This is a genomic window from Halomonas salinarum (assembly GCF_012062845.1).
In the GTDB taxonomy this organism is placed as follows: Bacteria; Pseudomonadota; Gammaproteobacteria; order Pseudomonadales; family Halomonadaceae; genus Onishia; species Onishia salinarum.
The window spans coordinates 84,662-110,484 of sequence record NZ_WWNB01000004.1; the positions used below are offsets into that span (position 1 = coordinate 84,662).

23 protein-coding genes and 1 riboswitch are annotated in these 25,823 nt (G+C 67.9%); of the genes, 17 read left to right on the forward strand and 6 right to left on the reverse strand.

Annotation, left to right across the window (positions count from 1 at the left end; genetic code table 11):
- Positions 1-64 precede the first annotated feature (64 nt).
- From HF027_RS04575 to HF027_RS04590, 4 genes are read left to right on the forward strand one after another with little or no spacing between them, the layout of a single operon-like run.
- Positions 65-1,915, forward strand: coding sequence for a TonB-dependent receptor domain-containing protein (locus HF027_RS04575; RefSeq protein ID WP_168013346.1), 1,851 nt, complete (start codon positions 65-67; stop codon positions 1,913-1,915).
- Complete coding sequence (locus HF027_RS04580) at positions 1,915-2,811, forward strand: cobalamin-binding protein (RefSeq protein WP_168013348.1); 897 nt, start codon at positions 1,915-1,917, stop codon at positions 2,809-2,811. Before HF027_RS04575 ends, HF027_RS04580 begins: the two co-directional genes overlap by 1 nt.
- Complete coding sequence (locus HF027_RS04585) at positions 2,798-3,796, forward strand: FecCD family ABC transporter permease (protein ID WP_209316397.1); 999 nt, start codon at positions 2,798-2,800, stop codon at positions 3,794-3,796. The genes HF027_RS04580 and HF027_RS04585 overlap by 14 nt, the downstream gene beginning before the upstream one ends.
- Positions 3,796-4,563, forward strand: a complete 768-nt coding sequence (locus HF027_RS04590; protein ID WP_168013350.1) for an ABC transporter ATP-binding protein — start codon at positions 3,796-3,798, stop codon at positions 4,561-4,563. Before HF027_RS04585 ends, HF027_RS04590 begins: the two co-directional genes overlap by 1 nt.
- Before the next feature lie 12 nt (positions 4,564-4,575).
- Here HF027_RS04590 and HF027_RS04595 read toward each other — a convergent pair whose 3' ends face one another.
- The 5 genes from HF027_RS04595 to HF027_RS04615 form a co-directional block, all read right to left on the reverse strand.
- Complete coding sequence (locus HF027_RS04595) at positions 4,576-4,752, reverse strand: DUF1289 domain-containing protein (protein WP_168013352.1); 177 nt, start codon at positions 4,750-4,752, stop codon at positions 4,576-4,578.
- Positions 4,753-5,139, reverse strand: coding sequence for a hypothetical protein (locus tag HF027_RS04600; RefSeq protein ID WP_168013354.1), 387 nt, complete (start codon positions 5,137-5,139; stop codon positions 4,753-4,755).
- A 79-nt stretch (positions 5,140-5,218) separates the two neighbouring features.
- Positions 5,219-5,983, reverse strand: coding sequence for an ABC transporter ATP-binding protein (locus HF027_RS04605; RefSeq protein WP_168013356.1), 765 nt, complete (start codon positions 5,981-5,983; stop codon positions 5,219-5,221).
- Complete coding sequence (locus HF027_RS04610) at positions 5,980-7,077, reverse strand: FecCD family ABC transporter permease (RefSeq protein ID WP_168013358.1); 1,098 nt, start codon at positions 7,075-7,077, stop codon at positions 5,980-5,982. The genes HF027_RS04605 and HF027_RS04610 overlap by 4 nt, the downstream gene beginning before the upstream one ends.
- Complete coding sequence (locus tag HF027_RS04615) at positions 7,074-8,090, reverse strand: ABC transporter substrate-binding protein (RefSeq protein WP_168013360.1); 1,017 nt, start codon at positions 8,088-8,090, stop codon at positions 7,074-7,076. The genes HF027_RS04610 and HF027_RS04615 overlap by 4 nt, the downstream gene beginning before the upstream one ends.
- Before the next feature lie 233 nt (positions 8,091-8,323).
- Positions 8,324-8,534, forward strand: a riboswitch (cobalamin riboswitch).
- A gap of 84 nt (positions 8,535-8,618) precedes the next feature.
- Here HF027_RS04615 and HF027_RS04620 point away from each other — a divergent pair.
- The 8 genes from HF027_RS04620 to cobJ all read left to right on the forward strand — a co-directional run bounded on the left by HF027_RS04620 (position 8,619) and on the right by cobJ (position 20,646).
- Positions 8,619-10,511, forward strand: a complete 1,893-nt coding sequence (locus HF027_RS04620) for an AAA family ATPase (RefSeq protein ID WP_245184511.1) — start codon at positions 8,619-8,621, stop codon at positions 10,509-10,511.
- Positions 10,512-10,516: 5 nt separating this feature from the next.
- Positions 10,517-11,950, forward strand: coding sequence for a cobyrinic acid a,c-diamide synthase CobB (locus HF027_RS04625; protein ID WP_168013539.1), 1,434 nt, complete (start codon positions 10,517-10,519; stop codon positions 11,948-11,950).
- On the forward strand, positions 11,947-13,071 hold the full coding sequence (gene cobW, locus HF027_RS04630) for a cobalamin biosynthesis protein CobW (protein WP_168013362.1): 1,125 nt from the start codon (positions 11,947-11,949) through the stop codon (positions 13,069-13,071). Before HF027_RS04625 ends, cobW begins: the two co-directional genes overlap by 4 nt.
- Entirely contained in the window at positions 13,071-17,096 is a 4,026-nt protein-coding gene (gene cobN / locus HF027_RS04635) for a cobaltochelatase subunit CobN (protein WP_168013364.1), read from the forward strand. The genes cobW and cobN overlap by 1 nt, the downstream gene beginning before the upstream one ends.
- Complete coding sequence (locus HF027_RS04640; RefSeq protein ID WP_245184513.1) at positions 17,093-18,286, forward strand: cobalamin biosynthesis protein CobG; 1,194 nt, start codon at positions 17,093-17,095, stop codon at positions 18,284-18,286. Before cobN ends, HF027_RS04640 begins: the two co-directional genes overlap by 4 nt.
- A 68-nt stretch (positions 18,287-18,354) precedes the next feature.
- Positions 18,355-18,984 (forward strand): precorrin-8X methylmutase, encoded by a 630-nt coding sequence (locus HF027_RS04645; RefSeq protein ID WP_168013366.1) that lies wholly within the window; start codon positions 18,355-18,357, stop codon positions 18,982-18,984.
- A complete protein-coding gene (cobI, locus tag HF027_RS04650) occupies positions 18,981-19,733 on the forward strand; it encodes a precorrin-2 C(20)-methyltransferase (RefSeq protein ID WP_168013368.1) in 753 nt (250 codons plus the stop codon). Before HF027_RS04645 ends, cobI begins: the two co-directional genes overlap by 4 nt.
- An 85-nt stretch (positions 19,734-19,818) precedes the next feature.
- Positions 19,819-20,646 (forward strand): precorrin-3B C(17)-methyltransferase, encoded by an 828-nt coding sequence (cobJ, locus tag HF027_RS04655; RefSeq protein ID WP_245184515.1) that lies wholly within the window; start codon positions 19,819-19,821, stop codon positions 20,644-20,646.
- Here cobJ and HF027_RS04660 read toward each other — a convergent pair.
- Positions 20,640-21,386, reverse strand: coding sequence for a cobalt-precorrin-6A reductase (locus HF027_RS04660; RefSeq protein ID WP_168013370.1), 747 nt, complete (start codon positions 21,384-21,386; stop codon positions 20,640-20,642). The two genes, cobJ and HF027_RS04660, sit on opposite strands and share 7 nt — an antisense overlap.
- 254 nt (positions 21,387-21,640) lie before the next feature.
- On the opposite strand from HF027_RS04660, the gene cbiE reads away from it, so the two are divergent.
- From cbiE to cobO, 5 genes are all read left to right on the forward strand, one after another.
- A complete protein-coding gene (gene cbiE / locus HF027_RS04665) occupies positions 21,641-22,864 on the forward strand; it encodes a precorrin-6y C5,15-methyltransferase (decarboxylating) subunit CbiE (RefSeq protein WP_168013372.1) in 1,224 nt (407 codons plus the stop codon).
- Positions 22,861-23,304 (forward strand): cobalamin biosynthesis protein, encoded by a 444-nt coding sequence (locus HF027_RS04670; protein WP_245184517.1) that lies wholly within the window; start codon positions 22,861-22,863, stop codon positions 23,302-23,304. The genes cbiE and HF027_RS04670 overlap by 4 nt, the downstream gene beginning before the upstream one ends.
- Positions 23,301-24,086, forward strand: a complete 786-nt coding sequence (gene cobM, locus HF027_RS04675; RefSeq protein ID WP_168013374.1) for a precorrin-4 C(11)-methyltransferase — start codon at positions 23,301-23,303, stop codon at positions 24,084-24,086. Before HF027_RS04670 ends, cobM begins: the two co-directional genes overlap by 4 nt.
- Positions 24,083-24,868 (forward strand): precorrin-6A synthase (deacetylating), encoded by a 786-nt coding sequence (cobF, locus tag HF027_RS04680; protein WP_168013376.1) that lies wholly within the window; start codon positions 24,083-24,085, stop codon positions 24,866-24,868. Before cobM ends, cobF begins: the two co-directional genes overlap by 4 nt.
- Before the next feature lie 144 nt (positions 24,869-25,012).
- Positions 25,013-25,618 carry a cob(I)yrinic acid a,c-diamide adenosyltransferase gene (cobO, locus tag HF027_RS04685; RefSeq protein ID WP_168013378.1) on the forward strand — a complete coding sequence of 202 codons (606 nt, stop codon included), beginning with the start codon at positions 25,013-25,015 and terminating at the stop codon, positions 25,616-25,618.
- Positions 25,619-25,823: the final 205 nt, after the last annotated feature.

Sequence of the window (25,823 nt, forward strand, 5' to 3'; positions counted from 1 at the left end):
ACAGCCTCGTGGCTCGATAAAAACCGAGAAGCCGTGCGGGTGAGCACGGTGAACAAGGACACCCATGAACAAGCCCCATCCCTCCCGCGGCCTGGCCTTTGCCTTAGCCGCACTGCCGCTGGCCGTCCAGGCCCAGGGTGATGCCTCTACGACGGCCAATGACGCCGCCTCCGAGACTCTCAACCCACTGGTGGTGACCGCCACCCTGGCGCCGCGCACCGCCGATCAGAGCCTGGCCTCGGTCACGGTACTCGATGAGGCCGACCTGCGCCGTCAGGATCCCAAGGACATCACCGATCTGCTGCGGGCCCAGCCCGGCGTGGATGTCATCTCCAGCGGCGGCTTTGGCAAGAACACCAGCGTCTACCTGCGGGGTACCAGCAGCAACTCCACGGTCATGATGGTCGACGGCATCCGGTTGCGCTCGGCTACCACCGGTAGCCCGGCCTGGCAGTTCCTCGAGCCGCGCCTCTTCGAGCGGGTCGAAGTGGTGCGGGGGCCGCGCGGGAGTCTCTACGGCGCCGATGCGGTGGGCGGCGTGGTACAGCTGTTCACCCCGGAAGGGGACAGGGAGCCCACGCCTCGCATCTCACTGGGTGGTGGGAGCTTCGATACCCGGCGCGCCAGCGCCTCGCTCTCCGGCAGCGAAGGCGACACCCGCTATGCCTTCTCGGCCAGCCAGTTCAGCACAGATGGCTATGAAGTTGTCGAGGGAGAGGGCGACAAGGGTTACGACAACACCACGGGCTTTATGCGTCTCTCGCATACCTTCGCGGGCGGAGCCGAGCTGGGTGTGTTGGGGCTGCGTGCCCGGGGCAACACCGAATTCGTCGGTGGCAACACCGATTACGTCCAGCAGGTCGCCGGTATCTATGGCGAGCTGCCGGTCAGCGAACGCTGGACGAGCCGCGTGACGCTCAGCGAGGCCCGCGACGAGAGCGACAATGTCGATGATTTCGGTGATTCGGTGATTGATACCCGCACGCTGACCGCCCGCTGGGAGAATACGCTGGCCTTCGGCCGCCACGAGCTGGTAGCCGGCGCCGAGTACAGCGAGGACAAGGTCAGCGCCAGCACCGATTTTTCGGAGACCAACCGCAACAACGTCGCCGTGTTTTCTCAGGCATTGCTCGACTTCTCGCCCGTCACTGTTCAGGCTGCGCTGCGCCACGATGACAACGAGGCCTTCGGCGAAGAGCTCACGGGTAGCCTGGCACTGGGCTATGCGCTGGACCGGGTGCATACCCTGCGAGCGAGCTACGGCACCGCCTTCCGGGCGCCCACCTTCAACGACCTGTACTGGCCGTTCCAAGATTTCGGGAGCTTCGGCACCTATGAAGGCAATCCTGATCTAGAGGCGGAAACCTCCACCAGTACCGAAATTGGTGTGCGGGCGCAGTATCGGCGTTTCTTCTGGGATCTGGCGGCCTACCAGACGAATATCGAGGACATGATCAGCTCAACTACGGTGAACGGGGATACTACCCCGAGTAATGTGGATCGCGCGCGGATTCGTGGCGTCGAGTTCGGTGCCGGTGTCGAGCTCGTCTCCTGGGATCTTGGCGTAGCCATGACCTATATGGATCCCGAGAACCGTGAGACCGGCAACCAGCTGAAGCGTCGCTCCACCAAGAGCCTGCGTATGGACGCCGATCGTGTGCTTGGCGACTGGACGCTGGGTGGCTCCGTCATCGCTCAGAATCATCGCTATGACGATGAGAATAACGAAGACCGTCTGGCGGGCTATGCGACTCTGAATTTGCGTGCTGGCTGGCAGTTCGCACCGCTGTGGACCGCGCGCTTGATACTCGAGGATGTCTTCGATCGTCAATATTCAACGGCTTTGACATCAGCTGACGAGCCCTATCTGAGTCCCGGCCGGGCGGCCTTCCTCAGCGTGAACTTCGGCGAGTGATGAGCTGGCGCGCACGGCTCCTCACGCTGGCGGCCCTAGTCATCATGGGCTTGGTTGGCCCGGCCCAGGCGGCCGGCGTGGTCTGCGTCACAGACGATGTCGGCCGCGAGGTCTGCCTGGACGCCCCGGCGCAGCGCATCGTGGCGCTCTCGCCCGGCGTCACTGAGCTTTTGTATGCCGCCGGCGCCGGCGAGCGATTGGTGGGGGCGGTCGGCTTCAGCGACTATCCGGCTGCCGCCGCGTCTCTGCCTCGTGTGGGCAGCTATGATCGACTAGATCTCGAGGCGCTGCTGGCCCTCGAACCCGATCTGGTGGTGGCCTGGCAGGCCGGCAATCCTCAGGAGCAGCTCGCCCGGCTGCCGACGCTTGGGCTACCGGTGTTCTTTTCCGATGTCGACGACTTTGCCGGCATCGCCGAGAGCCTCGAGCGCTTCGGTGAGCTGGCGGATACAAGCGCCGTCGCGGATCCCGCGGCGGCGGCGCTGCGGACGGAAGTGGCGGCACTGCGCAAGCGCTACGCCGATGCCGAACCGGTGCCGGTCTTCTACGAGGTCTGGGAGCAGCCGTTGATGACCGTCAATGGCGAGCACTGGATCAGCCATTCGCTTGAGCTATGTGGTGGCGAGAACCTGTTCGCTGATGCTTCCGCCCTGGTGCCACGCATAGGCGTCGAGGCGGTGCTCGCCCGCGACCCGGAGGCGATCATCACCGGCGGCATGGGCAAGGCCGATTCCGGCTGGCTCGAGGCCTGGCGCGACTATCCTCGGCTGACGGCGGTGCAGCGGGATAACTTATTCTTCATCGATCCCAATCTGGTGCAGCGGGCCGCCCCCAGGCTGGTAGAGGGCACTCGGCGGCTCTGCGAGCACCTGGAGGTCGCCCGTGAGCGACGCTAGTGGCCAAGCGGCTAGTCGTGGGCTGCGCCTGCGCCCCCTGGGTTGGCTGGCGCTGGCCGCGCTGCTCTCGCTTGCGGTGTCGCTTGCGCTAGGCAGCGTTGCCATCGCACCCGAGGCGCTCCTGGCGGTGCTCGGCGGCGGCGGCGATTCCCTGCATCAGACGCTGGTGCTGGAGCTCAGGTTGCCGCGGGCACTGGCCGCCTTCGGTACCGGTGCCTTGCTGGCGCTGGCCGGCGCCCTGATGCAGATACTGCTGCGAAATCCCCTGGCCGATCCTTATGTACTGGGGCTCTCCGGCGGCGCCTCGGTGGCCGCACTCGCCGCGATGCTCGCCGGCCTCGGCGTGGCGCTGGTTACCGGGGCGGCCTTCGCCGGTGCCTTGCTGTCGACCCTGATCGTCTTCGGACTGGCGCACGGCACCGGTAGCTGGACGCCGACCCGCCTTCTGCTCACCGGCGTGGTAATGGCTGCCGGCTGGGGCGCGCTGATCAGCTTCCTGCTGGCGGTGAGCCCGGTGGAGCGGCTGCCTGGCATGCTCTATTGGCTGATGGGCGACATGGCCTATGCCGGTAGCCCCTGGCCGGTGTTGGGGGTGGCCGTAGTGAGCCTGGCGGTGGTCATGCCCCTTGGACGCACTCTCAATGTGCTGGCTCGCGGCGGGCTGCAGGCGGCGGCCCTGGGCGTGGCGGTGCGACCGCTGGAGTGGACGCTCTATCTGCTGGCAAGCCTGCTCACCGCGGTGGCGGTCACCACTGCCGGCAGCGTCGGCTTCGTGGGCTTGATGGTACCTCACATGCTGCGCCTGCGGCTCGGCAACGACCAGCGATTGATCTTGCCGGCAAGCCTCTTGGCCGGGGGCACCCTGCTGACGCTTGCCGACACCCTGGCGCGCACCCTGATCGCCCCCCAGCAGCTGCCGGTCGGGGTCATCACCGCGCTGCTCGGGGTCCCCAGTTTCCTCTACCTGCTCTATCGGAGTCGCTGATGGAGACCCTGGAGGCGCATCGTCTGGTCATCGATATCCCCGGACGCGGCGCGGGGCGGCCGCTGGATCTCGCCGTGGCGCCCGGCGAGCGCTGGGGGGTGCTGGGTCCCAATGGCGTCGGCAAGACGACGCTGATGCATACGCTCGCCGGCCTGCGCGCGCCGCGCCGAGGTGAGGTGCGTCTGGGTGGCGTGCGATTGTCGCGCCTCAAGCGTCGTGCCCTGGCGCGTCGGCTGGGCATCGTCTTTCAGTCACAGCATGACGACTTCCCCGCCACCGTCCGCGAGACGGCGCTGATCGGTCGCCATCCCTTCATCGCGCCCTGGCAACAGGAGGGGCCGGAGGATATCGCTCGGGCCGAGGCCGCACTTGAGCGCCTTGACCTTTCGCACCTGGCCGAGCGGGAGCTCGCCACCCTGTCGGGCGGTGAGCGTCAGCGGGTCAGCCTCGCCACGCTGCTGACTCAGTCGCCTCGGCTATGGCTGGCCGACGAACCCACCAATCACCTCGATCTTCACCACCAGGTGGCGGTCATGGAGCTGCTGACCGAGCAGGCCCAACGCGGCTGCGGGGTGATGATGTGCCTGCATGATCTCAACCTGGCCGCCCGCTGGTGCAGCCACCTGCTGCTGCTCTATCCCGACGGCGAAGCCTGCTGGGGCGCGGCGGATACCATGCTGGTGCCCGAGGCCCTCGAGCGGCTCTATGGCCAGGCCCTGACGACTGCCATGGTCGATGGTGCCCCGGTCTTCGTACCGAGGCGTTGAGCGGTAGGGCGTTCAGTCCTTGTCGAGCTTCTTTAGCCGCTGCGCCGCGCGTTGGTTGGTGGCCATGCGCTCCGGGCGCTTCATCGAGCGCCAGTGGGTGATCTCCTCGGTGGTGCGCCCGCAGCCGACGCAGAGCCCGCCCTTCAGCTTGCAGATCGAGACGCAGGGGCTTTCGATGCTCTTGGCCATTCAGTGGCGCTCCATGATCGCCAGTCGGTGCTCCCAGTCGCCGCCGTGTACGCGCCGGCATTCCTCCTCGCTGTCGGCGTCCAGATGGGCGTCGATGTCGGCAATCTTGATCTCGGCGTCGAAGAAGGCAGCTTCGGTGAGCTCGCGCATGCGTTGGCGGCCATCGCCCTTGAGGGCACGGGCAAGGTCGTCCTGAGTCTTGAATACCCAGATCACCCGCAGGCTGTCCGGAAAGCGACGGTAGTCCACCAGGTGGGTCAGCCAGGCGAAGCCGGGAAGCATCGGCTTGGCGGTCTCGCAGGCGTCGGTCAGGGCTTTTGTCAGCTGGCGCTCCATCCGGGCGCTGGCTTTCTTGTCGAGCACCGTGGCTTTCGTCGAGGTTGTCATAGGGGCTCTCCTGTCAATCTTGGTGTCAGTTAGGGCACAGCTTATGCGATCGGCTCATCTGATGGACTCATCTGATGGACTAGAGCGCGCGGCGAAAGCGCAGGATGGTGCGTCCTTCATCGGGGTCGTCGATAAAGTCGGCGTGTACGCCGAAGGTATTGCGCAGCCGCTCGAGGGTCAGCACCTCGCGGGGCGGGCCCACGGCCACCAGGAGTCCGCCGTCCATCACCCCGATGCGGTCGCAGTCCATGGCCTGGTCGAGATCGTGCAGGGCGATGACCACGGTCACCGGCAACTGCCGGACCAGTCGCAGGATCGACAGCTGGTGGCGAATATCCAGGTGATTGGTGGGCTCGTCGAGCAGCAGGGCGCGCGGTTGTTGGGCCAGGGCGCGAGCGATATGCACGCGCTGGCGCTCGCCGCCGGATAGGGTATGCCAGAGGCGACCGGCCAGGGGCTCAAGGTCGACATCGGCCAGCGCCCGGTCGACGATGGCCTCGTCCTCCTCGGACCAGGGGCTCAGCGGTGACAGGAAGGGCGTGCGCCCCAGCGCCACCGCCTGGCGTACCTCCAGACGGTCGAGGGTATCCGCCTGCTGCTCGACGAAGGCGATGGCACGGGCGATTTGCTGAGGCTTCATGGTGCGCATCGGCTGGTCGTCCGCCAGCGCGCGTCCGGTCTTCGGCCGACGCAGCCCGGCCAGCACCCGCAGCAGGGTGGTCTTGCCCGAGCCGTTGGGGCCGACCAGGCCGAAGGTCTCGCCCGCTTCCACCGTCAGGCTGACGTCCTCCAGCAGCCGGCGCCCGTGGACCCGCCAGTCGACGTGCTCGGCACAGAGCCTCATCGTGACCTCGCGCCGCGGATCAGTATCAGGGCGAAGGCCGGGGCGCCGATCAATGCCGTGACCACGCCGATGGGCAGGACCTGACCGCTGACCAGGGTACGCGAGAGCACGTCTGCGCCGATCAGGAAGACGGCGCCGGCCAGCGCCGAGGCGGGCACCAGACGGGTGTGACGGCTGCCGACGAGGAAGCGCATGGCGTGAGGGATCACCAGCCCGACGAAGCCGATGGCACCAACCATGGATACCATGGCGGCGGTGACCAGGGCCATGGTGGCGATCAGCACGCCGCGTACCCGGCGCACGGGGATGCCCAGCGAGGCGGCGCTGTCGGCGCCGAAGGTAAAGGCGTCAAGGGCGCGCCGGTACCACAGGCAGATCGCCAGGCCCGCCAGGGCGACAGGCAGCCCCAGGGCGACGTCTTCCCAGCGTACGCCGGACAGATTACCCATCAGCCAGAACATGATGCCGCGGGCCTGCTCGGCGCTCGCCGACTTGGCGATGATCAGCGCGGTGAGGGCGTTGAATAGCTGAGAGCCGGCGATGCCGGCGAGGATGATGGCTCCCGCCGCCTGAGTCGCGCGGCCACCGCCGGTGCCGCTGCCGGCGGCGTGGGCGAGCACCACCACCAGGGCGAAGGCCAGGCCGGCGCCGACGAAAGCGCCCAGCGACAGCGTCAGGGTGCCGGCGCCGACCCCAAGGACGGCGACCGAGACGGCACCGGTCGAGGCGCCGGCGGAGATACCCATCAGGAAGGGGTCGGCCAGGGGATTGCGCAGCAGTGCCTGGAGCACCACCCCGGCCAGGGCCAGTCCGGCACCGCAGCAGGCCGCGAGAATCGCCCGGCTCAGGCGGTAGCTCCAGATGATGCCGGCATCGATGCGGTCTACCGGAAACGCTGCTCCCAAGAGCTGGTTGGCCAGTACCTTTAGGATGGTAGCCAATGGAATCGCGGTCTCGCCGATGGCGGTACCTGCAAGCACCGCCAGAAACAGCAGAAGTGGGGCTAGCCAGCCCCAGTGCCAGGCGGAACGGACAGGGCGAGCGAGACGAGGAAGGCGCGGGGCCTGCGCCACTGAGCGAACGGCGTCGGTCATCGGTCGAACGACTGGGCCGACAGGGCATCGACCAGGGTTTCAAGGCCGAAGACGGTGCGCATTGTGGCGCTCATGGCGTGGGCATCCATCTCGATGATGTGGCCATTTTTTACCGCCGACATCTCGCTTGCCACGGCATCATTGCGCAGGAAGTCGAGCTTGGCTTCGACGCTATCCGCCGCATAGCGGCGGCGATCCATGCGCGCCACCACGATGATATCCGGGTCGGCACGGGCAATTGATTCCCAGCCGACGGTCGGCCATTCCTCGTCTGATTCGATGACATTGCGGATACCCAGTTTATCCATCATGTAGCCAGGCGCGCCGAGCCTTCCGGCCACATAGGGATCCGATGATCTGTCGGGAGATGAAAACCAGAAGACCGCCGAAAGATCATCCGGAAGCACGAGGTCTTGGGCCCGGGAAATGGCAGCTTTCTCGCGAGCTTCCAGCTCCTCGACCAGGGTGTTGCCGCTCGCTTTTACGTCGAAAATAGTGGCCAGTTCAAGGATGCCTTTATAGACGGAATCGGTGGTGAAGGCGGCGGTGCGAGTACCATCGCCGCCGGTGGCATTGTCCTTGGTATCGCAGTCAGCGGGCATGATGTAGGTGGCGATGCCCAGGTCATGAAATTGATCACGGGTCGCCACGCTGCCAGTGGGGCCGACATGCCACTCGTACTGGGCGGCGACCAGGTCTGGCCTGCGATTAACGACACTCTCGAAGCTGGGATCATTATTGGCAATGCGCTCGATATCGGCGTTGGCATCCTGGAATTCAGGCAGCACCGGCGTAAACCATACCGAGGTGGCGATAACCTTTTTCGCGAGGCCCAATGCATAGAGGGTTTCGGTTGCCGACTGACCGACGGTCACTACCCTCTTGGGGGGTGAATCGATGATGATATCTCTTCCACAATTGTCGATTTCTAGCGGAAATTCGGCAGCATGAGCCAAGGAAAATGATGCCGAAAAAAGCGCGACTATGGCCAATACTTGACGAGCGAGCTTCATGCGCCTGTGTCCAGGTAAGGGAGATGAGGTGGCCGACTGGCGCTGGGAGCTTGCCACGAGTTTCGATGCATTATCCACCCTTACTGACTGATGCTTGCGGCTCGCGCGCGAGGCTATATTCCCCGCTTAAAAAGAAATGATATACCATAACAATTGCGGTTGGAAATAAGGCTGGCAAGACGGTTGGGCCGCGTGCGATGCCGATTGCGCGGGACATGGCCGGTCCTTTACGATACCCATCCGAAGACAGGTGCCCCTGGTGGTCAGGGGATAATCGGGAAGTATGGTGAGGCCTCGGCCGATTCCATCGCTGCCCCCGCAACGGTAATGAAGCGCGATCTGCAAATACCACTGGCGTCCCGCCGGGAAGGTGCAGATCACGACATGGTGTTTCTGCACATGTCGCCTTCTAGCCCGGAGACCGGCCCGTCGTTTCGAGTCATCCCAGTACGGTGCGGTGGGCACCGAGAGGATCAGCATGTCTGCGTTTTCCGCTTTCCCCTCACGGTGGAGCCTCCGCCGTGGTGCATGTTTCGTGTGTGTCCGCCGCCGGCCGGCCGTGACGCCATGATGGACGTGCCCGAGTTTCCCTTCGTCGCCGTCGTCGGACAGCGGCCGCTCAAGACCGCGCTGCTGCTCAACGTTATCGATCCCCGCATCGGCGGCGTGCTGATCAGCGGCCCCAAGGGCAGCGCCAAGTCGACCCTGGCCCGGGCACTGGCAGAGATCCTGCCCGATGATGCCCATGGCCAGCGCCCGTCGCTGGTGGCCCTGCCGCTGGGCGCAAGTGAAGAGCGCCTGACCGGCAGCCTCGACCTGCAGCGGGTACTCGCCGAGGGTGAGGCCAGCTTTCAGGAGGGTCTGCTGGCCCGCGCCGATGGGGGACTCCTGTACGTCGACGAGGTCAACCTGCTGGCGGATTCGCTGGTCGACCTGCTGCTCGATGTGGCGGCGAGTGGCGTCAACCGCGTCGAACGCGACGGCATCAGCCACGCCCACCCCGCACGCTTCAGCCTGATCGGCACCATGAACCCCGACGAGGGCGAGCTGCGCCCCCAACTGCTCGACCGCTTCGGCCTGTGCGTCGAGCAGGCGGCCGGCTCCAGCGTGGCCGAGCGCGTGGCGATCATGCGCCAGCGCGAGGCCTTCGATCATGACCCCAAGGCCTTCGTCGAATCATGTCGGGCCGAGCAGGCGGCGCTGACCCGGCGCCTGAGCGAGGCACGTGCACGGCTGGGTGAGATCTCGGCGGCGTCCTGGGTCTACGAGCATATCGCCACCCAGAGCGAGGCCGCCGGCGTCGAAGGCATGCGTGCCGACGTCACCTGGCACCGCGCCGCCCGGGCCCATGCGGCCTGGCGCGGCGCGAATCAGGTGGCCCGCGAGGATATTGACGCCGTCGAACCCTGGGTATTGGCCCATCGCCGTACCGTCGAACCCGAGACATCGCCCGATGATGGCGCGAGCGGCCCTGGTTCCGACCAGAGCGGGTCGAGCCAGCATGGTCCTCGCCAGGACGGAGCGAGTCAGAACCGATCTAGCCAGAACGACGCGGATCGCGATCAGTCGGGGCACGGGCCTGGTGGCGGCGCTCAGGCCCCAGCCTCCGACACCTCACAAGCGCCGGGCTCCGGCACTTCACAAGGGCTCAATCCCCAGGGGCAGTGGGGCGCCATGCCGCCGGTGACGCAGCCGAGCGTGAGCGTGCCGATGCCGGCGCTGCCGGAGAGCGCCGCCGCATCAGCGAAGGCCGATAAGACCTCTCGTTCGCCCGCCTCGTCGAGCCGGCGACCCGGCCATCAGGCGGGACAGCGTCGCTCCCGCCGCTCACCTCAGGTTCGTCGCGACATTTCGCGCCCGGACTGGTTTGCGACCCTGGTCGAGAACCGTGGGCGCTGGCCCTGGCGGCGCCTTTGCTATCGTCGCCCCCGCACCGGCCAGCCGATGCTGCACCTCGTGCTGCTGGACACCTCGGCCTCCACTCTCGGCCGGCGTTTGCTTGGCCGCGCCAAGGGCGTGGTCGACCGGCTGGCACGCCAGGCCTATGCCGCCCGCGAGCAGATCGCGGTGCTGGGCTTCGGCAACGAGGGCGTGGCCACCATCCAGCCCAGGTGTCGCGCCCCCAAGGACCTGCTCGAGCGCCTCGATGCTGCACCCGGCGGTGGCGGCACACCGCTGCGCGAGGCCGTGCAGCGGGCGTATCGCCTGGTCTGCCAGTGGCATCGCCAGGACGCCGGCCTCAGGGTGCGTACCTACCTGATCACCGATGGCCGCACCCGTCAGTCGCTGACCGGCCTGCCGTCGCTTGGTGACTGCGTGGTCGTCGATACCGAAACCGCCGCCGTGAAGCGCGGGCGGGGACGCGATATCGCCCGTGCGCTGGGCGCCGATTACCGGCCCCTGGCCGGCCTGGAGGCCTGAGCATGATGGCATCGAACGAGACGAACGAGACGAACGAGACGAACGAGACGAGCGAGCGCGTTTCTGCCGTGAGCTGCCCGGCGGTCTTCGTCGCCGCGCCGGCCTCGGGCCAGGGCAAGACCACGGTGACCTCGGCGCTGGCGCGGATGCTACACCGCCAGGGCAAGGTGGTGCGGGTCTTCAAGACTGGTCCGGATTACCTGGACCCCCGGGTGCTGGCCCAGGCCTCGGGCCAGCCGGTCGACCAGCTCGATCTGTGGATGGCCGGCGAGGCCTACTGTCGTCAGCGGCTGTTCGAGGCCGCTAGTGAGGCCGATCTCATCCTCGTCGAGGGCGCCATGGGGCTCTTCGATGGCGAGCCCTCCAGCGCCGATCTCGCCGCACTGTTCGGCCTGCCGATGGTCATTGTCATGGACGTCAAGGGCATGGCCCAGACCGCGGCGGCGCTGGTGGCCGGCCTGGCCGGCTTTCGCGACGATGTGCGCATCGCCGGGCTGATTGCCAACGCCTGCGGATCACAGCGCCATCGCGAACTGATCGAGGCGGCACTGCCGGCGAGTGTGCCGCTGCTGGCGGCGGTGCCCCGCGATGAGGCCCTGGCGCTGCCCGAGCGTCATCTGGGGCTCGTGCAGGCCGAGGAAATCCGTGACGATCTGGAGGCGCGCTTCGATGCCGGCGCCGAGGCGCTCGCCGCCGAGGGCCTGGCCGAGGCATTGCTGTCGCTGCCGCCAGTGGCCTTCACCCCTGCACCCACTGAGGCCTCCGCGCCGCCGACCTGGCTTGCCGGTCGCACCATCGCCGTGGCGCAGGACGCCGCTTTCAGCTTCATCTATCAGGCCAACCTGGACCTGCTCGAGCGCATGGGGGCGCGGCTGTGTTTCTTCTCGCCACTGGCGGATCGCGCCCTGCCGGCCTGCGATGCCCTCTGGCTGCCGGGCGGCTACCCCGAGCTGCACGCCGCCGGCCTCGCCGCCAACACGGCGCTGCGCGACGACATCCGCCGAGCCTTCGCCGCGGATCTGCCGATCCTGGCCGAGTGCGGCGGCCTGCTCTATTGCCTGGATAGCCTGACCCACACCGACGAGCAGACCCATGCCATGCTGGGCCTGCTGCCCGGCGCAGGCGCCATGCGTGGGCGGCGGGGCTGTCAGGGCATGCAGACTGCCGAGCTACCCGAGGGGCCGGTGCGTGGCCATGCCCACCACCGGTCCCAGTCCAGCGGTACGCCCGAGCCCATCGCTCATGGTCGCCGCCAGCGCCATCCCGCGCCGGGCGAGGCGATCTTCCGGGCGCGACGCCTGACGGCTTCTTACCTGCATCTGTTCTTCCCCGACAATCCCGCCGCCGTGGCCCGCTTGTTCGGGGCGCAGGCGGTGGAGGCCGAGCGCCCCGACTCTATGAACGACATGACCGTCCAGACCAAGGAAAGCCCAGCATGAAGCTCAACAAGATCCCCGCCACGGTGGTGACCGGTTTTCTCGGCAGCGGCAAGACGACCCTGCTGGCCGGCATCCTGCGCCAGATTACCGGCAAGCGCATTGCCGTCATCGTCAACGAGTTTGGCGAACAGGATATCGATTCCAGCCTGCTGCGGGGCTGCGCCATCGGCTGTGAAGATGGCGCTGAAGAACAGGGCGCGACTGCTCCGGGGATGAAAAAAGACGAGGACGGCAGCATCTTCGAGCTGGCCAACGGCTGCATCTGCTGCACGGTAGAAGAAGAATTCCTGCCGGTGATGAAGAAGCTGGTGGCACGTCGCGACGACATCGATCATATCCTGATCGAGACCAGCGGCCTGGCGCTGCCCAAACCGCTGGTGCAGGCCTTCAACTGGCCGGAGGTGCGCCAGCACTGCACCGTCGATGCCATCATCACCGTGGTCGACGGCCCCGCGGTGGCCGCTGGCCGCTATGCAAGCAATGTCGAGCAGGTGGAGGCCCAGCGCCGTGCCGACGACAGCCTGGATCACGACCCCAGCCTGCGCGAGCTGCTCGATGACCAGCTGAGCGCGGCCGATCTGGTGCTGGTCAGCAAGAGTGACCTGCTCACGGCGGACGAAAAGCAGCGGGTCGAGGCGCTGATCGAGGCACGGGTACCGAAAGCGGTCCGCACGCTCTTCATCGATCCGAGCCTGGCCGACGATCCTGCCCGCCTGGAAGCCCTGATGGGCATCGGTGCGGCCAGCGAGGCGGGCATCGACCGCATCGATAACCACCACGACCGCCACCACGCCGAGGGCGCCCATCACGACCACGCCCACGATCACTTCGACGGCATGGTGATCCGCCTGGGCGAGGTCGACGCCGAAGCGCTGGAGACGCGACTGGCCGCGCTGCTGAAGGCCCACGAGATCTATCGCGCCAAGGGCTTTGCAGCGATTCCCGACAAGCCAATGCGCCGCGTGATCCAGGCCGTCGGCGAACGGCTGGACGGCTACTATGATCGGCTATGGGCTCAGGACGAGCCGCGTCATACCGAACTGGTCATCATCGGCCGCCGGCTCGACCGCGAGGCGCTGCACGCGGCGCTGGCGGGCGCCGAGACCGTGACGCCCGCCTGATGCACCTGTTCGCCGCCAAACCCGGGGGCTTCGTCGATGATGAAGGCATTGTCGACCTGCAGCAGGACCCCGCCGAGGTCGTGATCCTGTCGGCCGCCGACAGCAGCCTCTCGGCGCTGGCCCAGGCGGTCGACCGGCTGGGGGACGGCTACCCCTCGGTGCGGCTCGCCAACTGGATGAACCTAGTCAAGCCCGCCGCCTATGACCTCTACGAAGATAGAGTGCTGGAGCCCGCGCACCTGGTGATCGCCTCGCTGCTCGGCGGCAGCGCCTACTGGCAGTATGGCCATGAGCGCCTGCTGGCCTGGGCGGCGGCGGACTCGCGTCGCCGGCTGATCCTGGTGCCGGGCTGTGACGCCCCGGATGATGCCCTGCTGGCGGCCTCCAGCGTGTCCTTCGAGGCGGCGCATCGAGTGTGGCGCTATCTGCGCGAGGGGGGCGCCGACAACGCCGAACAGCTGCTGCGCTTCGTCGCCGCAGAATGTCTGACAGAGCGTCAGAGAGAACGTCTGAAAGAGCGTCTGGACGCTGAAAGCCTGAACGAACGTTGTGAACAGGGCCCGGCGACGCCGCTCGACTGGCGCGAACCCAAGGAGATTCCTGCGGCGCTGCTCTACGAGCCGGCGACCCTGGCGGACTGGCGCCAACGTCGTGATCCCTCACGCCCCGTCTGCCTGCTGCTCTTCTATCGCAGCCACCTGCAGGGCGCCAATACGGCGGTGCTGGACGGCCTGATCGAGGCGCTGCGTGATCGCGGCCTCGCGCCGCTGGCGGTGGCGGTGGCCTCGCTGAAGGAGGACGCCTGCATTGCCTTCGTCAACCACCTGATCGAGCAGACAGGCGCCGGCCTGGTGGTCAACACCACCGGCTTCTCGGTCAATCGCGAGCCCGACGAGGGCGAGGTCGCCGGTGACACCCAGGATGGCGCCTTCACCGGAGAGCGGAACGGCCTCTTCGTCGGCCGCCCGGTGGTCCTGCAGGCGATACTCGCCAGCAGCCCCGAAGACGACTGGCGCGACAAGGCGGCCGGCCTGCACAGCCGCGATGTGGCCATGCAGGTGGTACTGCCGGAGATGGACGGGCGCATCATCACCCGCGCGGTGGGCTTCAAGGCGGAATCTCACTACAGCGAGCGCTGCCAGCTGACGGTGACCCGCCATCGGCTGCATCCCGAGCGCGCCACCTTCGTCGCCGAGCTGGCAAGGCGCTACGCGCGGCTGCGCCACACCGCCAACGCCGACAAGCGCCTGGCCCTGGTGCTGGCCAACTATCCCACCCGGGATGGCCGTATCGGCAACGGCGTCGGCCTGGATACCCCGGCATCCACGCTCAACCTGCTGCGCGCGCTCGAGGCGGCCGGCTATCCGCTCGACGATCTGCCCGCGGACGGCGATGCATTGATTCGCCGGCTGCAGGGCAGCGTGACCAACGACCCGCAGTCGCTTGCCTGGCGCGGCAGCTGGCAGAGCCTCGGCGTCGACGACTACCTGGCCTGGTTCCGCACCCTGCCGGCGACATTGCAGGAGGCGGTCTGGCGGCGCTGGGGTGCTCCCGAAGACGACCCCAAGCATCGCCAGGGCCGGCTCTTGATCGCCGGCATCCGCCTCGGTGAGACCTTCGTCGGCATCCAGCCATCCCGGGACATCAGCGACGCTCCGGATGCCGACCCGACCAGGAGCTATCACGACACCGAGCTGGTGCCGCCCCATAGCTACCTGGCGTTCTATTTGTGGCTGCGCGAGCACTATCGGGTGGACGCGGTGATTCACGTCGGCAAGCACGGCAGCCTCGAGTGGCTGCCCGGCAAGAGTACCGCGCTTTCCGCCGAATGCTGGCCGGACGTCGCCCTGGGGCCGCTGCCGCACTTCTATCCGTTTATCGTCAACGATCCGGGTGAGGGCGCCCAGGCCAAGCGGCGCAGCCAGGCGGTGATCATCGACCATCTGATGCCGCCGCTGGCACGGGCCGAGCTCTATGGCGACCTGGCCGAGCTGGAGTCGTTGACCGATGAGTATTATCAGGCCCTGGGCATGGACCCGCGCCGCGAGGCGTTGCTGCGCGAGCGGATCCTCGCGCACCTGAGGCGTACCGGCATCGAAAGTGAGCTGAGCCAGTCGGCGGGCGTCAACGGCGATTCGGCATCAAGCTGTGAGGAGACGAGCGGTCAGAGCGACGACGAGCGACTGCTCAACGAGCTCGACACCTACCTGTGCGACATCAAGGAAGCCCAGATCCGCCACGGCCTGCATGTGCTCGGCACCCTGCCGCCGGCGGAGAAGCGGGCGGCGACGCTGGTCGCTATCCTGCGGCTGCCGCGGGGCGAGGGCCCTGAACGCCAAGGGCTGCTGCATGCCCTGGCCGACGACTTGGGCTTACGTGATGGTGAAAAGCCCCATCAGCGCTTCGATCCCCTGGCGGCTGGCGCCGAGCCCTGGCAGGGGCTGCGTCCGGCGGCCCTGGCCGAGCTGAATGACGCGCCCTGGCGCAGTGGCGCCGATACCCGCGAGCGCCTCGAAGGCCTCGCCGAGCGCCTGGTCGAAGGCTTTGTACTTGAGTCGGGTGATCTCGTTGGACTGGCCCGCGACTATCCGGCCACCGCGGCGCTGTGCCGCTACGCCCGTGACGGCCTCTGGGCCGCCATGCGCCACGGCGCCGAGCGCGAGATCGGTGCACTGCTCGATGGGCTCGATGGTCGCTTCGTGCCGCCCGGCCCGAGTGGCGCGCCGAGCCGTGGCCGGCTCGACGTACTGCCCACCGGGCGCAACTTCTTCAGCATCGATAACCGCGCCGTGCCGTCACCCGCCGCTTGGTCGCTGGGCGAGGCCTCGGCCCAGGCGTTCATCGAGCGCTACCTGCAGGACCATGGCGACTATCCGCGTCGGTTGGGGCTGTCGATATGGGGCACCGCCACCATGCGCACCGGCGGTGACGACATCGCCCAGGCCCTGGCGCTGATGGGTGTGCGGCCAATCTGGTCGCTGGGCTCCCAGCGGGTCCTCGACGTGGAGGTGATCCCCAGCACGTTGCTGGGCCGGCCCCGGGTGGATGTCACCCTGCGAGTGTCAGGCTTCTTCCGCGACGCCTTTCCCCACGTCATTCGACTGTTCGATACCGCTGTGCGGGCGGTAGCCAACTATCACGAACCGGGTAACGGCAATACCATCCGCGCGGCGGTCGAGGCGCGCCGAGACGAGCTCGAGGCCGCCGGGCTATCGCCCGAGGCGGCTGATCAGGAGGCCGGCTACCGGGTGTTCGGCAGCAAGCCCGGCGAGTACGGCACCGGCCTCGACCGGCTGGTCGACGCTTGCGCCTGGGAGAGCACTGATGACCTGGCCGAGGCGTATCTGGCGGCCAGCGCCTATGCCTACGGCCAGTTCAGCGACTCCGGTACGGGGGCGCGGCGCGCCTTCGAGTCCCAGATGGAGGGCCTGCAGGCGGTAATGCATAACCAGGACAATCGTGAGCACGACATCCTCGATTCCAGCACCTATTACGCCTTCCAGGGCGGCATGGCCAACGCCGGTCGTGCCCTGGGCGGCGAGGCGCCGGCGATCTATCACGCCGACCACGCCAATCCGGCCAGGCCGCGGATTCGCTCATTGAAGGAAGAGCTGGCGCGAGTGGTGCGCTCCCGGGTGCTCAATCCCAAGTGGATCGAGGCCATGCGCGAGCACGGTTACAAGGGCGCCTTCGAGATGGCAGCCACCGTGGACTATCTGTTCGGCTTTGATGCCACCACTGACCTGGTGGCCGATTACCAGTACGCCCAGGTAACCGATGCCCTGGTGCTCGACGAGGCCAACCAGCGCTTCCTGCGTGAGCACAACGGCGATGCCCTCGAAGAGATGGCCGAGCGGCTTCTCGAGGCGGTCCAGCGCGGCCTGTGGGAAGACGCCGGCGAGCGTGGTGAAGCCCTACAGGACCTGCTGCTCGAGTTCGACGAACGGCGAGAGGGGGCGTCCCAGGAGAGCCCTGGTCGAGAGAGTCCTGGTCAAGAGAGCCCGGCCCGAGGGGAGGCATCTTGACGACCTCGCCCCGTGTTCGTGGCTGGTGCCCCGGCGCCTGGCGGCCCATGGCCAGCAGTGATGGCCTGCTGGTACGCGTGCGCCCGCGGCTGGGGCGGCTCACCCGGGCGCAGGGGCTGGCGCTTTGTGACGCCGCCGAGACTTTCGGCAGCGGGCTGATCGAGCTCACCCGCCGCGCCAACCTGCAGCTGCGTGGCGTGAGCGAGGCCGGCTGGCCCAGCTTGATGGCGTTTCTGGTCGAGCACGGCCTGGTAGACTCGAACGCCGAGGTCGAGCGCCGCCCGGCGCTGATGCTTGCCCCGGACTGGCGCGACGGTGATGCCACCCACCGCGCGGCGAGCCTTCTCGTGGAGCGCTTAGAGACCTGGCCGACGCTGCCCGACAAGTGGGGCCTGGCGATCGACGCCGGCCCTGAGCCGGTGCTGACCGATGCCTCCGCCGACCTGCGCCTCGAGCGTTCGAGCGAGGGCGGCCTGCTGGTGCGGGTCGACGGCCGTGATCTCGGCATTCCGGTCGATGATGTCGACGACGCCGTCGCGTTGATGACGCGTCTGGCATGGTGGTTTGTCGACGTTGGCGGCCTCGAGGCCGGGCGCATGCGGCGCTTCACGGCGCCGCTGCCGGACTGGGCGGCGGCTGATGCCGCGGCCACGACGGCGCCTGCTGCGTCCGGCCCGCATCTGGTGCCGGGCGCACATCCTAGAGGCCGAGTGGTCGGGCTGCCCTTCGGCCGGGCACCGGCCTCGGTGCTTCGCTCTGCCTTCTGCGCCGAGGATGTCACCGGCGTACGCGTCACGCCCTGGCGACGCCTGCTGCTGGAAGGCGAGGGCGGCGCAGATGCCGCGCCGGTCGAGGGGCTGATCGATGACGCGCGTGACCCGCGGCTGGCCATGGACGCCTGCCCCGGCGCGCCCTATTGCACCCAGGCGAGCGTCGCGACCCTGAGGCTGGCCGATCGGTTGAAAGGGCGCCTGTCCGAACGGCTTAGCGAACAAGGTGGCGGCCGGGTGCATATCTCCGGCTGCGCCAAGGGCTGCGCCCGCGGTCGCTCGGCCGAGGTCTGCCTGACTGGGCGCGATGGCCGCTATGACCTGATTCTGGGTGGCCGTGCCGACGACACGCCGGTCGCGACCGACCTCAGCCCAGCCGATGCCATCGAGCGCATCGTCGCGGTCCTGGAAAGTACATAACACGGGAATGAGGAGGCGCGGTCTCGCGACGCCTTGTGCCCGATGACGAATCGATTGGGAGATAACGGATGCCTCACGTCTATGAAACCGACGGACCGGCGATCTACCGCGAGTCCTTCGCCACCATCCGGCGTGAGGCCGAGCTTGAGCGCTTCTCGCCTGAAGAAGAACCGGTGGCGGTGCGCATGATCCATGCCGCCGGTCTGGTGGCGCTGGCGCCGCACATTCGCTTTCGCGATGACGCGGTGAATCGAGCGCGTGCGGCCCTGGAGAATGGGGCGCCGATCCTCTGCGACGCGCGGATGGTCGCCGAGGGCATTACCCGTACGCGCCTGCCGGCGGATAACGCCGTGATCTGCACGCTGCACGACGAGCGGGTGCCGGGGCTTGCCCGGGAGATGGCCAACACCCGCTCGGCGGCGGCGCTGGAACTGTGGCGGCCCCGGCTCGAGGGCGCGGTGGTGGCGATCGGCAATGCGCCGACCGCGCTGTTTCACCTGCTGAACATGCTCGAGGACCCGGACTGCCCGCGCCCCGCGGCGATCGTCGGCTGCCCGGTGGGCTTCGTTGGTGCGGCGGAATCGAAGCAGGCGCTGTGGGAGAGCGGTGCAACACCTTGTGTGATTGTCGACGGCCGGCTCGGCGGCAGCGCGGTGACGGTGGCCGCCATCAATGCCATGGCGGATCGCCGCGAATGACGACGCTCAGCTCCCACTCCGATACCCGCTCCGGCACTATTTATGGCGTCGGCCTCGGTCCCGGCAGCCAGGATCTGATGAGCGTGCGCGCTGACCGGCTGATTCGTGGCGCCACCCATGTGGCCTTCTTCCGCAAGAAGGGGCGTCGCGGGCACGCCCGCACCATCGTCGAGGGCATGCTGGTGCCCGATGCCGTCGAACTGCCGATGGAATATCCGGTCACCACCGAGATTCCCTTCGACGACCCGCGCTACAACGCCTGGCTGGGGTCCTTCTATGAACACCAAGTGGCTCAGCTCGCCGAGATCGCAGGTGCCGGCCATGACGTAGCGGTGCTCTGCGAGGGTGATCCCTTCTTCTACGGCTCTTTCATGCACCTCTATACCCGCTTACAGGGCAAGGTGCCCGTCGAGGTAGTGCCCGGCATCACTGGCATGTCTGCTGCCTGGACGGCGACGGGCCGGCCCATCACCTGGGGCGACGATGTGCTGACCGTGCTGACCGCGACCCAGCCGGAGGCCATGTTGACTGAGCGCATCGCACACACTGATGCCCTGGTGGTGATGAAGATCGGCCGCCACCTCGACAAGCTGCGCCGTGCGCTTAAGAGCGCCGATCGCGAGGAGGAGGCCTGGCTGATCGAGTACGCCTCAATGGAGCAGCAGAGGGTGGTTCCGCTGGCCGAGGTTGGAAAGCGCGTGCCCTATTTCTCGATCCTGGTGATTCACGGCAACGGGAGGCGGCCATGAGCGGAGAAAAAGTCGAATCACGGCCTGGCGAGCTAGTGACAGACAAGGCGGCATCATCTGAGAGCGCGCAGTTTAGGGGTACTAAATGAGCATTTCGAAGACGATGGCAGCGCCGTATGACCGACGCGCAGCAGGCCGTGAAGGATGGGTGAGGATTGTCGGTCTTGGGCCTGGCAGCGAGACGCTGATCACCCCCGAGGCCTCGAGCGTGCTCGAACAGGCCACCGATGCCGTGGGCTATGTGCCCTACGTCGAGCGCCTGTCGCCGCGGCCGGGCCTGACCCGACACGGCTCGGACAACCGCGAGGAGGTCCGCCGCGCCGAGCAGGCCCTCGAGATGGCCGCCGCGGGACGTCGGGTGGTGGTGGTCTCCTCGGGAGACCCTGGCGTGTTTGCCATGGGCGCGGCGGTGTTCGAGGCGCTCGAGGCAGGCGATCCTGCCTGGCGGGCGCTGGATATCCAGGTACTGCCGGGCGTTTCGGCGATGCTGGCTGCCAGCGCACGGCTTGGTGCGCCGCTTGGCCATGACTTCTGCTGTATCAACCTCTCCGACAATTTGAAGCCCTGGGCGCTGATCGAGAAGCGCCTGCGGCTGGCCGCCGAGGCCGATTTCGCCATGGCCTTCTACAACCCACGCTCCCGGTCGCGGCCGGAAGGCTTCGCCCGCGCCCTGACGGTGCTGCGCGAGGCCTGCGGCAATGAGCGCCCGATCATGTTCGCCCGCGCCGTCTCCACGCCGGAAGAGCGCCTGATCGTGACCACGCTGGGCGAGGCGACACCCGAGATGGCCGACATGCGTACCCTGGTGATGGTGGGCTCCAGCCTGACACGGCGTATCCCGCACGGGACGAGGGCGGAAAGCGAGTGGGTCTATACGCCAAGGTCGGTGCCGTCATTTGAGGCGGCTCAATGACCCAGCCAGGCCATTACAGCCTGAACGTCGTGCGCCTCGCGACGCGGCGGCAGCGCCGGGCGGTCGATCATCAAAACCGGCAGCTTAAGCGCGCGGGCGGCCTCGAGCTTGGCCGCTGCCCCCGTGCCGCCGGCGTTCTTGCACACCAGGCGCTCGACGCCATGTTCGCGCAGCAAGGCCAGATCGCTCTCCAGCGTGAAGGGACCGCGATCGACGATCACGTGATGGCGTGGCAATGGCGGCGGCGTATCGGGATGATCGACCAGCCGCAGCAGGTAATGATGCTGGGGGCGCGCGGCAAAGGCGGCCAGGTGCATGCGCCCGATCGCCAGCAGCACCCGCTGCGGCGGGCCGGCGAGGGCCTCCACCGCCGCCTCGATGCTATCGACTCGCTGCCAGTCATCGCCCTGCTGTCCACAATCGCTATGCTGAGGCGCCCAGGGCGGGCGAGTCAGGGCGATCAGTGCGGTGTCCTTTCGCTCGGCCGCCGCCACAGCGTTGCAGCTCATGCGCTCGGCGAAGGGATGAGTGGCGTCGACCAGATGGGTGATGTGCTCTGCCCTCAGGAAGTCGACCAGGCCTTCCACACCGCCGAAGCCGCCGACGCGGGTGGGCAACGGCTGCGGCTTGGGTGCGCTGACGCGACCGGCGTAGCTGTAAAGCGCGGGGATCTCGCGCTCGGCGAGCGCGCGGGCCAGGGCGCTCGCCTCGGTGGTACCGCCGAGAATAAGGACTTTCATAAAAGCTTCTTGGGCTCTTTTAACTTTCAGATAATTGGCAGAAGGCACGCCGGGGACAAGCCGAAGCGAGGGTCCTACGCCAGGGGTGAGGAGGATCCCTCCGAACGGGTTGGCCATGGATGGCCCACACCGGCCCTGCAAGCGGAGCAGGATGCGAGAGCGCCGCAGGGCGTCGGTAGCGCCCAGGGATGGGTTCACAGCGCTCTCGCGGCGGTTTGGTGCCGGCAAAGCCCAGCTCTTTTAGCGGGACTCGGATGATGACTGACGCGGACGACGCTCCCTGGCTGACGGTGGTGGGCTGGGGCGAGAGTGGCACGGCCGGGCTCACGCCGGCAAGCCGCGAGGCGCTAGAGGCCGCCGAAGTGGTGTTTGGCGCCCGGCGCCACCTGCGGCTGCTGCCGACGCTTTCCGCCGAGGTGCGCGAGTGGCCGGTACCCTTCGCCGACGGCATTCCCGAGCTCCTGGCCGAGCGCGGCCGGCGGACGGTGATGCTGGTTTCCGGCGATCCCTTCTGGTTCGGCGCCGGCACCAGCCTGACGAGGCATCTGGCGCCTCACGAATGGCACTCGCTGCCGTCGCCCTCGACCTTCAGCCTGGCAGCTTCACGGCTCGGCTGGGCGCTGGAACGCGTCACCTGCCTGGGCCTGCATGCCCGGCCACTGACGCGCCTGCGACCGCACCTGCATCGCGGACGCCGCCTGCTGGTGCTGCTGCGCGACGGCCCGGCGGTGGGCGAGCTGGCCGCGCTGCTTGGGCGTATTGGCTTTGGCGCCAGTCGGCTGCACGTGCTGGAGGCGCTGGGGGGCCATGAGGAGCGCGTGCGCACCTTGCGCGCCGATGCCGAGGTGCCTGGTGACATCGTCCATCCGGTAGCGGTGGGGCTTGAGGTCGCGGGCGACGGGCCGGCCTTGCCGCTGACGCCCGGGCGGCCGGATCACTGGTTTGCCCACGATGGCCAGATCACCAAGCAGGCGGTGCGCGCCGCCACGCTTGCCGCCCTGGCGCCGACAGCAGGAGAGCGGCTGTGGGACCTCGGTACCGGCTCGGGCTCGGTCGCCATCGAGTGGCTGCTTTCGCACCCGGATAATCGCGCCCTGGGCATCGAGCGAGACACCGAACGGGCCGAGCGGGCACGCCGCAATGCTCGCGAACTCGGCGTCGACTGGCTCGAGGTGGTCGAAGGCGATGCCCTGGCGCTGCTGGAAGATTCCTTGGTCGACGCGCCGGCGCCGGATGCGGTCTTTATCGGCGGCGGGCTCTGCGAGGCGCTGCTGGCGGTGCTATGGCCATGCCTGCCGGCGGGCACGCGGCTGGTGGCCAATGCCGTCACCCTGGAATCCGAGGCGCTGCTGGCTCATTGGCAGCAGGAGGCCGGTGGCGAGCTGCTGCGCCTGGAGCTGTCCTCGGCGACCGCCCTCGGTAGCCGGCGCGGCTGGAAGGCCGCCTATCCCATCGTGCAGTGGCGGATAGTGAAATGAACGGTGAAATGAACGGCGCGGTGGAGGGGGCTATGGAAAGCAAAGTGCTGAGGGTCGCGGGCTTCGGCTTTCGCCGGGAAGCGACGCTTGATTCACTTGCCGACGCGCTGGAGCGGATCGAGGAACAATATGGCGCAGTCGACCGGCTGGCGGCGGCCGACAGCATGCGGCTAAAGGTTCAGGCCCTGGGCGAGGCCCGGGGGCTCGAGACGCTGACCGTGCCCGATGCGTTACTGGCCACGGCCGAGACCCTCACCCGTTCCTCGCATAGCCGCCGGGCCCGCGGTACGGGCAGCGTCGCCGAGGCCGTGGCGTTGCTGGCGGCGGGCCCGAGTGGCGAGCTGCTCGGCCCCCGGCTGATTTCCCCGGATCAAGGCGCGACCGCCGCGATGGCGAGCGCCGTTGTGACAAGAGATACCCCGGCAGGAGACACGACATGACCGTTCACTTCATCGGTGCCGGCCCCGGCGCCCCAGACCTCTTGACGCTGCGTGGACGCGACCTGATCGCCTCGAGCCCGGTGTGCCTCTATGCCGGCTCGCTGGTCCCGGAGGCGATCCTCGCCCACTGCCCGGCGGACGCCCGCGTCATCAACACCGCGCCGCTGTCCCTCGACGAGATCATCGACGAGATCGCCACGGCCCACGCGGCGGGCCAGGACGTGGCGCGGCTGCATTCCGGCGATCTGTCGGTATGGTCGGCCATGGGCGAGCAGCTGCGCCGGCTGCGCGCACTCGACATTCCCTACGCCATCACCCCCGGGGTGCCGGCCTTCGCCGCGGCGGCCGCCACCCTCGGCCAGGAGCTGACGCTGCCGGGCGTGGCCCAGTCGGTGGTGCTGACCCGCACCCCGGGCCGGGCCAGTGCCATGCCGGACGGCGAGAGCCTGGCCAACTTCGCGCGCACCGGCGCGACCCTGGCGATTCATCTGTCCATCCATAACCTTGCTCAGGTAGTGGAAGACCTGGTGCCGTTTTACGGCGACGACTGCCCGGTGGCCATCGTCTGGCGCGCCAGTTGGCCCGACCAGCAGGTGATCCGCGGCCGGCTCGACACCATCGCCGCGCGACTCGACCCGGCCATGAATCGCACCGCGCTGATCCTGGTCGGCCCGGCGCTGGCAAGCGACGACTTCGACGACAGCCGCCTCTACGCCATCGGCTACGACCGCCGTTTCCGGCCCCAGTCGGCGGACTCGCCCTTCGCCGAGGGCGACGCATGATCCATCTGTCGCTGATCGGCATCGGCACCGGCAACCCCGAGCACGTGACCCTGGCCGGGGTTCGCGCGCTGCGCGAGGCCGAGCTGATCCTGCTGCCGCGCAAGGGCGAGGCGCGTTCGGACCTGGTCGACCTGCGCCGGCTGCTGTGCCGCCAGCTGCTCGACGAGGCCGCGCACTCGCGGGTGGTGGAGTTCGACCTGCCGCGCCGCGACACGCGCGACGATTACCTGGGCGCGGTGGATGACTGGCATGCGGCGATCGCCGACGTCTGGGGCGAGCGGATGGCGCGCCACCTGCCACAGGGCGGGCGGGTCGCCATGCTGATCTGGGGCGACCCCTCGCTTTATGACAGCAGCCTGCGCATCGCCGAGCGCCTCAAGGGGCGAGAGGGAGACGCGGCGCTGGCGGTCGAGATCGTGCCCGGCATCACCAGCCTGCAGGTGCTCACCGCCGAGCACCGGATTCCCCTCAACGCCCTGGCCGAGCCGGTGCAGATCACCACCGGGCGGCGGCTGCGCGAGCGCGGCTGGCCGGACGATGCCCCGAGCGTGGCCGTGATGCTCGACGGCGGCGGCGCCTTCCAGGCGCTGTCGCCGGAGGGCCTGCACATCTGGTGGGGCGCCTATCTCGGCATGGACAAGCAGTGCCTGATCGGCGGGCCGCTGGCCGAGGTGGGGCCGTCCATCGTCGAGCGTCGCGCCGCCTTGCGCGAGCGCCACGGCTGGATCATGGACGTCTATCTGCTGGCGCGCACGCCACTGCTGTCCCGGCCGGGCGAATGAGAGATACCAGCGACAAGACGACGCGGAGACGTGATGAATACGTCTCTGTAGCTCCCGACGCCGTCCGTGGCGTAGGAGCTCCCGGCTTGTCGCCGGATTGGCATCAGAACCACAACGCTATTCCCTCGAATGTTGGAGAGCCCGATGAAGCACGTCGACCCCGAACGCCATGCGGCGCGTATGACCCACAAGCAGCGCATCATGAACGAGCGGATTGCCGCTGCCGACAAGGAACAGGGCGTGCTCCTGGTGCTTACCGGCCCCGGCAAGGGCAAGAGCAGCTCCGGCTTCGGCATGGTTTCCCGGTCCCTGGGCCATGGCATGAAGGTCGGCGTGGTGCAGTTCATCAAGGGCAAGTTCCAGACCGGGGAAGAGGCCTTCTTTCGCTCGCTGCCGGGCGTGGATTACCACGTCATGGGCGAGGGCTACACCTGGGACACCCAGGATCGTGAGCGCGACGTGCGCGCCGCCGAGGCGGCCTGGGCCGAGGCCCGGCGCATGCTGGCCGACCCGTCGTATGGCCTGGTGCTGTTCGACGAGCTCAACATCGCCCTGCGCCACGGCTACCTGGCCCTCGACCGGGTGCTCGATGATCTGCAGGCGCGCCCGGTCATGCAGCACGCGGTGGTCACCGGTCGTCACGCGCCGGAAGCCCTGATCGAGCTTGCCGACACCGTGACCGAGATGAAGGTGGTCAAGCACGCCTTCAAGGAGCAGGGGATCAAGGCTCAGAAAGGGATCGAGTTGTAGTCGGTACGCTCGACACTGCTGCCAGAGAGATGAGCGCCGGGGGCAGGGCGAAGCGAGGGTCTTTTGCCATGGGTGAGGCGGATTCCGCTGAACGGGCTGGCCATGGATGGCCAGCCCAGGTCCTGCAAGCGAAGCAGGAAGCGAGAGCGCAGCAGGGCAAAAGTAGCGCCCAGGGAGGGGTTCACAGCGCCCTCGCGGAGGTCCG